Origin of the sequence: Pseudomonas sp. B21-019 (assembly GCF_024749225.1) — a bacterium.
In the GTDB taxonomy this organism is placed as follows: Bacteria; Pseudomonadota; Gammaproteobacteria; order Pseudomonadales; family Pseudomonadaceae; genus Aquipseudomonas.
Genome location: NZ_CP087193.1, coordinates 2,838,734 through 2,852,468, shown reverse-complemented (window position 1 = coordinate 2,852,468; position 13,735 = coordinate 2,838,734). Strand labels below are relative to the sequence as shown.

Sequence of the window (13,735 nt, the reverse complement as noted above, 5' to 3'; positions counted from 1 at the left end):
CGCCATGAAAACCACATTCCGTTTCTGCGTGATGTTAGTGGGCCTGGCCAGTCTGCCGGCCTTGATCCTGGAGCAGGCCCTGGCCCGAGAACAGGCCATGCCGTCGACGCAGGCCAGTAACCTGAGTTGCCAACCCCCCAGCACCGCGCCGGTCGCCACCGCCAGTCAGGACCAGTTCGATCAATACAGCTGGCAGATGTTCATCGCTTTGAACTGGCCCGCACAGGACGGGCAGCGCGGTGATCCCGACTGCGCCAAACAGCCTGGGGACCCCGGCTACACCGTTTGGCAAACCTACAAGACCGTGGAGGAAATCTTCCTGCCGAAGGGGGCAGATCCTGGCCCGTGGAACACCCCGCAGACCGCCAAAAGCCTGGGCATCATCAACATCGCCGCGCTGAAGAACAGCACCCAGGTGAATGCCGTGGATCAGGCTGTCGGCGGCTGGCTGATCGACCAGGCCGGTAACCCGACCTACTACGACATTTCGGCCAACGAGACGTCCTACGACTACATCGTCAACAACAGCTTCTATAACGCCGATGTCGTTTCCAAAGCCAACAACATTAACTTTCCCAACGGGGTCATCGAGGTCAAGTCGAGCTGGCGCATCCTCACGACCAGTGACAACGCCAGCCGCTACCTGACCATGCTGGCGCGCGTGCCCACGTTCAACGACCAGGGCCAACGCACCGGTGTCACCGAGGCCTACCTGGGCCTGGTGGGCCTGCACATCATCACCAAGGTCAACGGCTATCCGCAGTGGATCTGGTCGACCTTCGAGCAGATCGATAACGTTCCGCCCAAGGAGTTGGTGCATGGCCAATGGGTCGATCAGCCAACAGCCGGCATGACCTACTCCTACTTCAACCCCGCGGCCCCGGCCATCACCCTCAACCAGTCACCCTGCGACTGGCAGACTCAGGGTACAAAACTGGTCTGCGTGCCCAAGCCCGGCACCACGTTCCAGACCCCGAACCCGCTGAACCGGGTCACCCCGATTGCCGAGATCACCAACGCCGTCAACACCAATTACCGCACCGACCCGGGCCTGCAAAGAAGCGTGCTGAAGTACTACCAACTCATCACCACCCAGCGCCCGCTGATGCCGGACAACCCCAGCAATCCACTGGGCCAGCCGACCCCGTCGCTCTCGGCCAACGTCACCATGGAGAGCTACATCCAGCCCAACAGCAGCTGCATGAATTGCCACTCCATGGCGACACCGGTCAAAAGTCCCTACAAGGCCGATTTCTCCTACATGTTCAAATTCGCCAACGCGCCTGTCGGCAAAACCACCAAGGACGAGGAATAGATCATGAGCATTCTCAATGGACCACGCCTGAATTTCTGGGGCGGCATCCGCACGGACGTCAGCCTGCCGAACAACTCCCCCACCATTCCTTACGACGGCAATGAGGAATGGCCGCTCTTCGACCTGACCACCTCGACCCTGGCACCGACTGCTCAGTCTTATACCGACGATCAGCTGAACAACATGATCAACGCGCCCGACGGCGACTACTACACCGCTGGCGGCTGGAATCACTATGGGCAGCATGTCGTCGACATGCAGAACGCCTTGATCAGTTCCCAGGGCAATCCGGGCAGCATCAGCACCACCGGCGACATGGTGGGCCAGCCGGTTTATCTGCTCGGCTCGGTGGACCCGGTGACCGGACAAGGCCCCGTCTCCGGCCCGATGATGGTGGACCTGGACCCCACCTCCTCAACGACCACCCAGATATTCGTCGGCGGCCTGCAGATTGGCGGTAACAGCGACATCCAGTTGCTGATTCGCTGTAATACCGTGTGCAGCAGTTTCGACGTGGCGGGACGTGTGCTGTTGCCCGCGAAAATGGATGCGCCGGGATCTTTCCACGCCAGCGGTACGTTTCAACTGACCTTCCCTTTGAGCAGCATCGTCAGCTGGAACCAGAACAGCAGTGGCCTGCGCTCGATCATCCAGGCACCGGGTGCGACCGGCATTGTCCTGCGTTTCGTCATGTTCGAAATGTGCCCCACGATGACCACGGAACAACTGGACGCCGATTATGCCGCCGGCCGATACACCCCCAACCCGAGCATCGGCAGGGTCATCGGTACACTGGCCCCGGCCTTCGCCGACGAGCCGCTGAACTGCCAGCCGGGCCGGCAACTGGTCAACCAGAGTACGGGGAATGCCGGCTATGCCGACCTGGGCGGCAACGGTTACCTGAGCATCGACATGGTGAACGTCATTCCGAAGCAAACCTTCAGGGCCGTCAGGGACGATATCACCAGCCCTATCGGACCGAACGCGAACTACGGCCCCGTCACCATCACCGCAGGCACCACTGAACTGGCCACCCTGGACCCGACCAACCGCTTTCTATTCGACTACTACGTGTATGGCGGCATCGTCGACCTGCCCCTGACCGCCAACCAGCTACAGGCAGTGCAGACCGCCGCCCTGGCGATCAACGCGCCCGGCAAGGTCGCCGGTACCACGTTGCAAGCCACCGAATCGACCTATCGGGTGTATGCCGATCAGCGCAACGTCTACCTGGAGGACTACCCCAATGGCCTGTCAATCACCTTGCAGGTCAGGTACTTGGGCGGTCCGGTCCCCAAAGCCACCGAAATCGACCTGCAGGCTGCTGCTCCTGCTGTTTACGATGAACCCCAATACTGGGATTTCCTCGATTTTCCTGCATCGCTGACCGTTAACCCTGGCCAGCTCGCGATCAGTTTCCCGGTCACCGTCAAAGCGGGTTCTGCCGCCCAGGCGGGCTTTGTCGCCTTGACCTGCACGGCCAATGGCCTTCCAAGCAGTGGCTACTTCACCAGCTTCCGCAAATACGCACAGACCGACTTCGGCATCCCCGCGGGCACCCACATCACCTGGGAGCTGATGTACCCGAACGTCCTGCGCTTTCATTACCTGGCCTTCCCCGCCATGTCGCGCTACATCCCGCTCAATCAGCCCGACGCGGTCATGGGCGCCAAGAACCCGATCCTCGCCCGAACCTCGGATGCGTACAAAGGCACCACGCTGTTCATGCCCGTGGTGCGCTCGATGTCGCCCTGCCAGCGGGCGCTGCTCCGGGCTTATCTCACCGGTGAACCGTGGCAACCGCCGCAGTAACCGCATCCATTCGTTATTCATGGAGAGAGCCCTATGCCCATTCCCATTAATATCCCGGCGCGGCCCAGAGAAACCCTGTGCCCGAGCACCATCATCGCCGAAGGCCTGCTGAACCCTCGGGGCATTTGTGCGCAGGCCGATGGCAGCCTGCTGCTGACCGAAGCCGGCTCGGGTCTGCCGGAGCAGACCTTCAGCGGCCGGATCAGTCGACTGCGACCGGATCCGTCCAGCCCAGGCGCCTACCTCCCGCGCGAGATACTGGCGCAAGGTTTTCGCGCCATGAACATGCAGGCCCGCATGCTGCGCGATGAAATCATGGGGTTGTCGGACATCGCCTGCGGCGACGGTCGCTGTCTGGTCAGCCAGACCGATTACGTCGAAGGCTCCAAGCTGCTGGACCTGCAATACACGCCGCCCGAACCGGTGTTTCACAGCCGTGGCAATCTGAATGCGCTGTGCTACCACCCGACCCGCCGCAGTTGGCTGGCGGTCAAGCCCGATACCAATCAGTTGGTGGAATTCACCAGCGGACAGGACGAACGCGTGCTGGTGCAGTTGCCCGAACTGGACCAGGGCCAGGAAGCCGTCCCGGTGACCCTGGTGTACGAACCGGCGACCGACGCAGTGCTGATCAGTCTGTTTTCCGGAGAGTTGCAGGGCGACTCGACGCGCAAGGGCATCGACTTTGCCGATAAGGCCGGCCGGGTGATTCGGGTCTGGCCTGACAGCGGGCAGATCGAAATCCTGATTCGCGGCCTGCAACTGCCCACCGGACTGGCGCTGTGTCCGAAGGGCAACGTGCTGGTCCTGGAGCTCTGCGACCGCCTGCAGCAACCCTTGCCACCGGACTGGAACGGCGAACCGCTGCACGGCGGCTTTACCCGTTTCACCGGGCGACTGCTGAGCTGCAACTTGAAAACCGCCCAGGTCGTGGTGCTCGCACGCGACCTGGATACCCCTTCCAACCTGTGTCTGCTGGAGGGTGCGGTACTGGTGAGCGAAGGCATGGGATTGACCGGCCGGCCACTGCCCACGCCAGACAACACCGTCGTCCCGTTGAGCGGCAGGCTGCGGCGGGTGCAGCTCTGAAAAGGTGGGCCACACGTTGCCTGAACATTACCTGCCCCGAATTTGGCAGGAATGTTCAGGCTCGGTTCGCGTCAATCGCTTTCTGAGGCGTCTCGGATTCGAGCGGGTGACACGATGATTTTCACGTTGTGCTCCTTGTTGTTAACCAATTGCTCAAAGCCCTGCCCGACAATCTGTTCCAGCTGAATACGCCCGGTTATCAGCGGCGTGATGTCCAGCCGACCGTCGGCGATAAAGGCGATCACGTCTGCGAACTCCCCGTTATAGGCGAGTGCACCCAGCACCTGTTTTTCGGTGGCGACCAGCTCGAAGAAATTGAACTCGCTGGGCTCCTCGAAGATGCCCACCAATACACACGTGCCGGCCTTGCGGATGAGGTCGATGGCGAGCTTGGCCGTGTGTTTGTTGCCGATGCATTCGAAACTGACATCCGCCCCCAGCCCGCCGGTCAGCCGCCGCACCTCAGCCAACGCGTCACACTCATTGGGGTCCAGCACCTGGCTCGCCCCCACCTCCAGGGCCTTGGCCTTGCGCGCTCCCGACATTTCCAGAGCAATGACCTGGGCCGCGCCAGCCGCCTTGGCGCACATGATGGTGCACAGGCCGATGGTTCCCGCGCCAACCACCACCACATTTTTCCCCAGCAAACTCCCGGCCTTTTTCACCGCGTGCATGCCCACTGCCAGCGGTTCGATCAACGCCCCGGCTTCGGCGGGAAAGTTGGCCGGCAACTTGTAAAGCAGGTTGGCCGGTACGTTGACCAACTCGGCGAACGCGCCATTGTTCATCAGCCCGGTGAACGCCAGGTTCTCGCAAATGTTGTACAGCCCATGGGTGCAGTAATAACAAGTGCCACAGTGCTGACAGGCATCGGCTGCCACCGGTTCGCCCACACTGAACCCCTGGACCCCGGCGCCGATTTCGACGATCTCGCCACAGAACTCATGACCGAGAATGCACTGCCCCTTGATGCCGGTCAGCGGGTGCGGCGCATCCACCGGAATGAACACTGGCCCGGCCACGTATTCATGCAAGTCGGAGCCGCAAATACCGCACCATTGCACGCGAATCTGCACCCAGCCCGCCGGTGGCGAGACGGGCAACGGCACATCTTCGACGCGGATATCGTGACGACCATGCCAGACAGCGGCACGCATGCTGCGGGTCGGATCAATTGGAAGGCTCATGTTGGAATCTCCTTGAAATCGTTGGCCTTGGCGCCCGGCAAATGGCTGGCCGCCAAGGGAGGCATCAGTGTTGTTGGACAAAGTCCAGAATCAGCCGATTGACCTGCTCGGCCGCTTCCATCTGCACCATGTGCGCCTGACCCGGCAGGATTTCGACCTGAGCAGCCAGGCCAGCGCTGTGGGTCGCAGGAATGATCGCGTCGTCACTGCCCCAGATCAGCAACACCGGTTGCCGGTTTTCTTGCACCACGCCGCGCAGATCGAGTTGTTGCCGCCCTTCTTTGAACAGCCCCGCAACCAGCAGGCGCAGGGCCGCATCCACCCCTTCCAGACGCTTGTACTTGAGCATGTCTTCGAGCATCTGCCGATTGACCAGTTCGGGGTCGGAGAACAGTTGCACCAATTGTGGTTTGAGGGCATTGCGGCTGGCTGCCTCGACAAAACCTTGCAGGTAATCGCCGTTGATTTCCGCGCCCAGGCCGGCGCTGCCGATCAAGCTCAGGGAACGCACCCGCTGGGGAGCCAGGCGCGCCGTGTTCAGCGACACCGCCCCGCCCATGGAATGCCCCACCAGATGCGCCACGGGAACATCAAGATGATCGAGCAGAGCCAGCAGCACCCTGCTCAACTCATCCAGATCTCCGTGTTCCAACTGTTTGCTCGACTCACCATGGCCCGGCAGATCCAGAGCTATCACCCGGCGCCCGGCGGCCAATGCTTCATGATTGAACATCCAGTTATTCAGGTCACCGCCGAACCCGTGCACCAGCACCAACGGCACCCCGCCTTCGCCACGCTCGAAGTAACGGATCAGTCGCCCGTCCAGTTCGACCTTCTGCGGCTTCGGCCCACTGTCTTCCTCGGCACCGTCACCTGGCACGAACGCGGACTGGAACTGCTCGATCACCGCATCGATCTCGGCCTCGCTGGCTTCGCCGTCGACCACGATGCCTAGCAATGCACCGACCGCGAGGGTTTCATCCTGGCGCGCGATCTGCCGGCGCAGCACACCGGAAAACGGCGCTTCGACACTGCTGGAAATTTTGTCGGTTTCTACGTCGAGCACTTCATCGCCCTTGGCGATCGCCTGGCCCTCCTCCTTGAGCCAGACATCGACCCGGCCTTCGGTCATGGACAAGCCCCACTTGGGCATGGTCAGGGTATGGATCTGGCTCATGAACGCTTGCTCCACTCAATCAGCTTGAGCACGGCGTTTTCGATCTTCGCCGCGTCGGGGATATAGAGGTCTTCCAGAGAGTCGGAGAACGGCACCGGTGTGTGCGGCGCGGTGACCATCTCGATGGGCGCCTTGAGCGAGGCGAACGCTTTTTGCGCCACCAGGGCCGAGATGTCGGTGGCCATGGAACAGCGCGGGTTGGCTTCGTCGATCACCACCAGGCGCCCGGTCTTTTCCACGCTTTCCAGAATGCTGTCTTCGTCCAGCGGGCTGGTGGTGCGCAGGTCGATGACCTCGCAGTCAATCCCCCGCCCTGCCAGGCTGCGGGCTGCATCCATCGCCGTATTGACCGTGCGCCCGTAGGAAACCAGAGTCACGTCCTTGCCGTCGCGCAGGAAGTTGGCCTCGCCGAACGGGATGGTATAGAGCTCTTCCGGCACCTCGCCCTGCATGCTGTAGAGCAGTTTGTGTTCGCAGAAGATGACCGGATCGTTGTCGCGGATGGCCTGGATCAACAGGCCCTTGGCGTCATAAGGGGATGACGGGCAGACAACTTTCAGGCCGGGGATGTGGGTCCACAGCGACGTGAGCATTTGCGAGTGTTGGGCGGCGGCCCGCAGGCCCGCGCCGACCATGGTGCGAATCACCAACGGGGTGGAAGCCTTGCCCCCGAACATGTAGCGAAACTTGGCCGCCTGATTGAGGATCTGGTCCAGGCAGCAACCGGCGAAGTCGACGAACATCAACTCACACACCGGGCGCACGCCGCAGGTCGCTGCGCCTACCGCGGCGCCGACATAACCCAATTCCGACAGCGGCGTGTCCAGCACGCGGCCGGGAAATTGGTGGTAGAGGCCCTTGGTCACGCCCAATACCCCGCCCCAGGCGTCATTTTCACCAGGAGCACCGGCACCGCCGGCGACGTCTTCCCCCATGATGAACACGCTGGGGTCGCGGCGCATTTCCTGGGCCAGGGCTTCGTTGATTGCCTGCTGATAACTGATTTTTCTCGCCATGATAAAGGTCTCGATTCTTGTTATAGGGGGCGTTCAGGGATAGGAAACGTAGACGTCGGTGAGCAGGTCGGCGGCGCTTGGCTTGGGGTCGGACTTGGCCTTGCGCACGGCATTTTCGATCAACAGGTCCACTTCGCCATCGATCTGGTCCAACTGGCTGGCATCGATCAAACCGGTCCGAGTGGTGCGCTCGCGAAACTGCATCAGGCAGTCGTTGTGTTCGCGGAAATACTTGACCTCGTCCGGTGCCCGATAGGTCTGGGCGTCGCCTTCAAAGTGACCGTAGTAGCGGGTCAGCTTGACCTCGATCAACGACGGTCCTTCACCGGCTCGAGCGCGCGCCACCGCGGCACCGGCGGCTTCGTGAACGGCGAAAAAATCGAAGCCGTCGACGGTGACCCCAGGCATGCCGAAACCGGCTGCGCGGTCGGCGATGTGATCGCAGGCCACCGACCAGTTGGACGCCGTGGCCTCGGCGTAACCGTTGTTCTCGGCAATGAACAGGCACGGCAGGTTCCACACCGAGGCCATATTCATCGCTTCGAACACGGCCCCTTCGTTGGAACCGCCATCGCCGAAGAACGCCACGGCGACGCCGTCGGTCCCCTTGAGCCTGGCGGCCAGGGCCGCCCCTACCACCAGCGGTGCACCGGCACCGACGATGCCATTGGCACCGAGCATGCCTTTCTCGAAATCGGCGATGTGCATGGAGCCGCCCTTGCCCTGACAGACTCCGGTTTTCTTACCGTAGATTTCGGCCATCATCCCGTGCACATCAACGCCCTTGGCGATGCAATGACCGTGGCCACGGTGGTTGGAGGCGATACAGTCGTCATCCCTCAGGTGAGCCATGACACCGGCGGCCGAGGCCTCTTCACCGGCATAAAGATGGACGAAACCGGGAATCTCGCCGGTGGCGAACTCCACATGCAGGCGCTCTTCAAAGACGCGGATGGTGCGCATCACCCGATAGGCATGCAGCAATTGATCAGCAGTCAGCTGTGTCGACATTTTTATTCTCCAGGGTGTCTTGAGGCTCAAGTTTCAAAGTGCAAGGTTCAAAGGGTGTTGCGGGTGTTCACGACCGATGGCCAGCAGCCGCTCTTGCGCGGCATAGACCAGCGCCGCATTGACATCGATGCTCAACGGACCGCCGGCATCGAGGGTGACGGTGGGCAAGTCATCGGCGTTGAATTCGATTTCCCGTTCGCCATCCAGGGCCAGGGTGCCGCTGCTCAGGCACAGGCGATGGGCAACACCGGGTTCAAGGCTGGCGGCCGCGAGTACGCCGCAGCCTTGCAACAGGCCGGGCGCCAGGGGCACCAGCAAGGCTTCGGACGATTGCGGATCAAGGCGCATCCAGGCACCGTTGGGGGCTTGGCGCGAGACCGGAAACCACAAGCCGCAGAGGGCCGATATGCCAATGGACTGAGGTTCCGCGAAGGTGACGAACACCTCCGCCAGATCGATCCCACGGCTGATTGCACGGGCGCCGATGAAGGGCAGCGGGGACACTGCCACGTCTACCAGCGCCACTTCGCACAGGTCGCGGCTCGGAATCCGCACCAGCAGGCGTTTATTGCGACGCAAGGCAATTTCGGGTGGGATCCGGCCGCTGGCGAATAGCCCGCCGGCCAGCCCGGCGCTGGTGGCCTCACGCAGTTCCGGGAAGGCATTGTTGGTCCCCGTCGACAGGGTCAGCAGCGGAATGTCGCCGACTTCGGCAGCCACCGCTTTGTGGGTGCCGTCACCGCCGAGCACGGCAATCAGCGACACGCCGCGTTCAGCCATCCAGCGCGCGGCCTGGCGAGTGTCCGCCACGCTCTGGCGCAAGGTCAGTTCCAGGAACTCCAGAGTTGGCCAGTGGCTGTCACGCGCCTGGCGGCCATGACTGTTCTTCTTCACCGCCGCCGCGATGCCGGTCATGTCGGTGGGCATCAGCACGCGCTCGACACCGGTGGCGCCAAAAGCCGCCAGCAGCCGTTGGATCACCGAGACCTTGTCGGTGCTGGAAAACAGCCCGGCATTCGCCGTCAGGCGCCTTACGTCCCGGCCGGACGCCGGATTGGCAATGATGCCGACGGTCAGGGGCAAGCGACTCATGTCGCCACCACGGGTACGGCAAAGTAAAAGCCTCGGCAGGAGGACATAGGGCACCTCTTGTTATTATCGGGTTGCCAGTCGTGCTGGTTGCCGGGGTTAGAGCAAGGCCGGTGCCAGAATCGCAAAAGATCGCCGAAAAGCCCGTTCCAGAGCGGTTTTGACTACATTTCCAAGTGATGGGATCCCGCTCGATTGAGACGTCCCATGTCAGCCTGCACGGGTTAGAGGTCAGACCTTGAGACGTCGCGTCTCAGCTTCGCAGTGGGGTGAACCGATGCTTGTCGACCGTCCGTGAACGGCGCTTAATAGCCCGCACAACTAAAAGAAGATCGAATCGGAGGCCCTAATGCTTTCCGCACACTCGAAGGCGCATGTGGATTGCGTCAGCCGTGTTTTGAAGAACGCAGCGCACCTGCCGCAACTGCCCGTGCCGGACTTGATCCTGGATTCCTGGCGCCGTTCCATGGAGCAACACCACTTGGACCCTGGCTCATTACAAGGGCCGCGGATCCTGTCCCAGAACGTGCTGCAAGAGTGTCGAGAACGCTCCGAACTGTTCCTGCGCATCGCCAGCGAAGAAGTCGCCCGACTCCATGGTCGTGTGCGCGATGCCGACTACTGCGTGTTGCTCACCGATGCCCAGGGCCAGACCATCGACTATCGCGTGGAAACCTCCATCCGTAATGATTGCCGCAAAGCAGGCCTGTACCTGGGCACCTGCTGGTCAGAAGGTGAGGAAGGCACCTGCGGGGTGGCCGCGGTGCTGACTGCACGAACACCGGTTACGGTGCACAAGCGGGATCACTTCCGCGCGGCTTTTATCGGACTCACCTGCTCCGCCGCTCCGGTCTTCGACCCTCGGGGGGAACTGCTCGGGGTGCTCGATGTGTCTGCGGTGCGTTCGCCGGACGACCGTCGTTCGCAGCATCTGATCCGGCAGATGGTGGTGCAGAGCGCACGGGAAATAGAACAAGCGTTTTTCATGAACAGTGCCCAGGGTTACTGGGTGCTGCGGGCCCACAACAGCCCAGGCTACGTCGACAGCCAGCCCGATTACCTGCTCGCCTGGGACGACGACGGACAACTGCAGGCACTCAACCCCGCGGCGCGGCAGTGGCTGTCGCAAAGTTGTGGCCAACTGCCGGACCACATCGGCCAAGTGTTCGATCAGCAGTTATTGCATCGCGCCAAAGACGAATCACTCTGCCTGTTTCACTGCCGGGGTGGCCGCCATGTCTTACATGGGCGACTCAGCGCGCCACGGCAAGTGAAACGCAGCCCGGCTCGGCGGGTACTGTCACCCGCCGAACTCGACCCGCGACTGGAAGAAAGTTTGCGCCTTGCGGTTCGGGTCAAAGACCGTAATCTGCCGGTGCTGATCCACGGCGAAACCGGCTCCGGCAAGGAAGTCTTCGCCCGCCAGCTGCACCAGGCCAGTCTGCGCCGTGATCGACCTTTTATTGCGGTGAACTGCGCAGCGATTCCCGAAAACCTGATCGAAAGCGAGCTGTTTGGTTATGCAGCCGGCGCCTTCACTGGTGCTTCGAATAAAGGCATGCAAGGCCTGCTGGAGCAGGCCGATGGCGGCACCCTGTTTCTCGATGAAATCGGCGATATGCCCCTGACCCTGCAAACCCGGCTACTGCGGGTTTTAGCCGAGGGCGAAGTGGCGCCCCTGGGAGCGTCAAGAAGCAAGGCGATAGACATTCAGGTGGTCTGCGCCAGCCACCGCGATCTGGAAGCCCTGGTGGCCAGCGGCGAGTTTCGCGAGGACCTGTACTTCCGCCTCAGTGGTGCGCGATTCCAATTGCCGCCGTTGCGCGAACGCAGTGATCGACTGGCATTGATCAACCGGATACTCGAAGAAGAATCATCGGCCTGCGCAATGGCGATGCAACTGGGAAGCGCCGCACTGGAATGCCTGCTCGGCTATCGCTGGCCGGGAAATGTGCGCGAACTGCGGCACGTGCTGCGTTACGCCTGCGCCGTGTGCGAGTCCCAATTGATTCTGTTGAGTGACTTGCCTGAGCATCTGCCCGGCCGTCGACTCAATGATTCGGCTTCAGCTGACACCCTGGAACGCTGCGTCAGTCCTGAACGCGAGGCACTCATCGATGCCCTCGTGCGTCATCGCTGGAAACCCACCCCCGCGGCCAAGGCTTTGGGCATCTCCCGGGCAACGCTGTATCGACGGGTGCATCAACATGGCATCGACATGCCTGGCAGGGGCTGACCACAAGTTCATCCGGCGGCCCCGCTTAATGAGCGTTGGCCACCGGACAGCACAATGGACTTGCATCGATCACAGTATTGGTGAACGGCATCGAATAAATGTGGGAGCAAGCCCCGGCTATTAAAACCAGGTCTCCATCTGTATCCCGTATTGCCACACACCGCCGGCGTTGAAGTCGGTCTTGCCAAAGTTGTCTGTGGAGCTGTATCGGTCCAGGTCCGAAGACCAGTTCATGAAGCTGGCGAACACTCGCAACTCGGGGCGTGTGAGCAGGTCTCCAACGTCGGGTTTGAAGGTCGGGGCGATGGTGAATTTCCAGAAGTTGCCGTCCACCGCATTACGTTGCAGGTAACCCTTGGGGTCGAGGTTCATGGTTTGCCAGCTCATTTCGTAGGCCATCTCGAAATTGCTGTTGATTTCATTGGCCAACCGCATGTTCAGGGTCATCCAGCGGTAGTCGTCACCCTTGACGTAGCGATCCTTGCTTTGTTCGGCCAGCAGACTTGGACCGATGCGCCAGTGGGGTGCAATCGGTGTCTCGCCGTACAGCGCAAGGCGCAGCGCACGGGCGTCGTCGATCAGTTCGCCGTCCGAGCCAATGTTCTTGACCTCGGCCCCCAGCCCTTGCCCGTAGAGCAGCGCCGTCTTGAAGAAGCCTTCCCTGCCGAAAAAGTTTTTCTGATGATTCGCGATCATGCTGTGCAAGCCGGAGTCCGCAGGCTTCAGGCCCGCTTCATTGGTGCGAGTGCTAAAGTCGTTTTTCTTTGAGCCAATGCCATTGAACATCCACTGCCACTGACCATTATCGAAGAACTGGTTGGAGGTGAGGATGTAGCTTTCCACATCGGCATTGACACCGCCCTCACTGAAATCCCCGTAGTTACGCCCGATCAACGAGTAATTCGAGCGCCAGTTCTTGTTCATCTGCACGTCGTAGATACCACCCCCGGTGCCGGCCAGAAAGACGACGTCCGAGTCCAGCCAATGGATATCGAAGTTGTCCCTGTCGAATCGCTTGCCTGCCCACAGGGTGGCGTTCTCGAACGTCGAATTGCCCTTGAATGCGGCGAGATGATCGAGTTCCGTAAATACCTGGCGCACATTCAGGTTACTTTCGGCGGCCGTCCAGTCATTGGAGCTTTCCACTCCATCGGCGATGGAAACCGTGAATTTGGAATGGGTGCCGTTCTGCGCATAGGCTTCTTTCGACAGGTCTATACGCATGTAAGTGTCGTCTTCGTTACCGAGTCGCCCGACTGCACCACCGACTGAACCGGCAGGCGTCGTATAAGGACCGCCCCGCCCGCCCCCCAGGCCATCGTTGATCAGCAATCCGGAGCGGGCGTAGCCCTTGAAGCTGAACCCGTCGGTGAGGTGCCCGGTACCGCCCTCCTTCTCCAGGCTTTGCTGACGGGCTTCGAGTTTTGCCAACCGCGTATCCAAACTGGGCGCCACAGTGGCGGTCGCAGTGGACGCAACAGGCTGCAAGGCGGGAGTGGACTGTTTGAGCTGCTGCAGTTCCCTGGCGAGTGCCTGGGTTTGCTGTTCGGCGGCGGCTGCACGTTTTTCCGCAGCGCTGGCGCGGGCTTCAAACGCGGCCATGCGTTCTTCCAGAGTCGCGGCCTGAGCAGTGGCCGCCGAGGTGCCGAGTACGCCTGCGAGTAGCCAGCTTGATGCTTTCTGCATGGGGGATTTCCTGTTTTGTTTTTATTTTTTGTCCTGCGACCGGCCTTATTTTCGTGAATTGTTAATTGTCAAAATCTACGAAAAAAAGGATGCCTCATCGCAAATACGCTGCTACAT

At 61.1% G+C, this 13,735-nt stretch carries 10 protein-coding genes; 4 read left to right on the top strand and 6 right to left on the bottom strand.

Going from position 1 to position 13,735, the window contains the following annotated elements; translation table 11 throughout:
* The first annotated feature begins 4 nt into the window (after positions 1-4).
* Genes LOY36_RS12775 through LOY36_RS12765 form a run of 3 tightly spaced genes read left to right on the top strand, consistent with a single transcriptional unit; the run spans position 5 to position 4,216 of the window.
* Positions 5-1,315, top strand: a complete 1,311-nt coding sequence (locus LOY36_RS12775) for a hypothetical protein (protein ID WP_230139050.1) — start codon at positions 5-7, stop codon at positions 1,313-1,315.
* Positions 1,316-1,318: 3 nt separating this feature from the next.
* Positions 1,319-3,127 (top strand): hypothetical protein, encoded by a 1,809-nt coding sequence (locus LOY36_RS12770; protein WP_258673872.1) that lies wholly within the window; start codon positions 1,319-1,321, stop codon positions 3,125-3,127.
* Between the two features lie 33 nt (positions 3,128-3,160).
* Positions 3,161-4,216, top strand: coding sequence for a hypothetical protein (locus LOY36_RS12765; protein WP_258673871.1), 1,056 nt, complete (start codon positions 3,161-3,163; stop codon positions 4,214-4,216).
* Between the two features lie 71 nt (positions 4,217-4,287).
* Here the strand turns inward: LOY36_RS12765 and LOY36_RS12760 are convergent, their stop codons facing one another.
* From LOY36_RS12760 to LOY36_RS12740, 5 genes are all read right to left on the bottom strand, one after another.
* Positions 4,288-5,373: a 2,3-butanediol dehydrogenase gene (locus LOY36_RS12760; protein WP_225602761.1), complete on the bottom strand. Its 1,086-nt coding sequence runs from the start codon at positions 5,371-5,373 to the stop codon at positions 4,288-4,290.
* Positions 5,374-5,467: 94 nt separating this feature from the next.
* Entirely contained in the window at positions 5,468-6,580 is a 1,113-nt protein-coding gene (locus LOY36_RS12755; protein WP_018928916.1) for an acetoin dehydrogenase dihydrolipoyllysine-residue acetyltransferase subunit, read from the bottom strand.
* Positions 6,577-7,596 (bottom strand): alpha-ketoacid dehydrogenase subunit beta, encoded by a 1,020-nt coding sequence (locus tag LOY36_RS12750; protein WP_018928915.1) that lies wholly within the window; start codon positions 7,594-7,596, stop codon positions 6,577-6,579. Before LOY36_RS12750 ends, LOY36_RS12755 begins: the two co-directional genes overlap by 4 nt.
* Before the next feature lie 33 nt (positions 7,597-7,629).
* On the bottom strand, positions 7,630-8,607 hold the full coding sequence (locus tag LOY36_RS12745) for a thiamine pyrophosphate-dependent dehydrogenase E1 component subunit alpha (protein WP_018928914.1): 978 nt from the start codon (positions 8,605-8,607) through the stop codon (positions 7,630-7,632).
* Positions 8,608-8,640: 33 nt separating this feature from the next.
* Positions 8,641-9,699 carry an ATP-NAD kinase family protein gene (locus LOY36_RS12740; protein WP_064617507.1) on the bottom strand — a complete coding sequence of 353 codons (1,059 nt, stop codon included), beginning with the start codon at positions 9,697-9,699 and terminating at the stop codon, positions 8,641-8,643.
* A gap of 346 nt (positions 9,700-10,045) precedes the next feature.
* On the opposite strand from LOY36_RS12740, the gene LOY36_RS12735 reads away from it, so the two are divergent.
* On the top strand, positions 10,046-11,932 hold the full coding sequence (locus LOY36_RS12735) for a sigma-54-dependent Fis family transcriptional regulator (RefSeq protein WP_258673870.1): 1,887 nt from the start codon (positions 10,046-10,048) through the stop codon (positions 11,930-11,932).
* Between the two features lie 120 nt (positions 11,933-12,052).
* Here LOY36_RS12735 and LOY36_RS12730 read toward each other — a convergent pair whose 3' ends face one another.
* The gene (locus LOY36_RS12730; protein WP_258673869.1) at positions 12,053-13,618 is read right to left on the bottom strand and encodes a carbohydrate porin; all 1,566 of its coding nucleotides are present in this window, start codon (positions 13,616-13,618) and stop codon (positions 12,053-12,055) included.
* Between the last annotated feature and the right edge of the window lie 117 nt (positions 13,619-13,735).

What these genes read in the sequence shown, in the direction of transcription:
- LOY36_RS12775 (WP_230139050.1), top strand. Translation starts at nt 5, where the DNA reads ATGAAAACCACATTCCGTTTCTGCGTGATGTTAGTGGGCCTGGCCAGT.
- LOY36_RS12770 (WP_258673872.1), top strand. Translation starts at nt 1,319, where the DNA reads ATGAGCATTCTCAATGGACCACGCCTGAATTTCTGGGGCGGCATCCGC.
- LOY36_RS12765 (WP_258673871.1), top strand. Translation starts at nt 3,161, where the DNA reads ATGCCCATTCCCATTAATATCCCGGCGCGGCCCAGAGAAACCCTGTGC.
- LOY36_RS12760 (WP_225602761.1), bottom strand. Translation starts at nt 5,373, where the DNA reads ATGCGTGCCGCTGTCTGGCATGGTCGTCACGATATCCGCGTCGAAGAT.
- LOY36_RS12755 (WP_018928916.1), bottom strand. Translation starts at nt 6,580, where the DNA reads ATGAGCCAGATCCATACCCTGACCATGCCCAAGTGGGGCTTGTCCATG.
- LOY36_RS12750 (WP_018928915.1), bottom strand. Translation starts at nt 7,596, where the DNA reads ATGGCGAGAAAAATCAGTTATCAGCAGGCAATCAACGAAGCCCTGGCC.
- LOY36_RS12745 (WP_018928914.1), bottom strand. Translation starts at nt 8,607, where the DNA reads ATGTCGACACAGCTGACTGCTGATCAATTGCTGCATGCCTATCGGGTG.
- LOY36_RS12740 (WP_064617507.1), bottom strand. Translation starts at nt 9,699, where the DNA reads ATGAGTCGCTTGCCCCTGACCGTCGGCATCATTGCCAATCCGGCGTCC.
- LOY36_RS12735 (WP_258673870.1), top strand. Translation starts at nt 10,046, where the DNA reads ATGCTTTCCGCACACTCGAAGGCGCATGTGGATTGCGTCAGCCGTGTT.
- LOY36_RS12730 (WP_258673869.1), bottom strand. Translation starts at nt 13,618, where the DNA reads ATGCAGAAAGCATCAAGCTGGCTACTCGCAGGCGTACTCGGCACCTCG.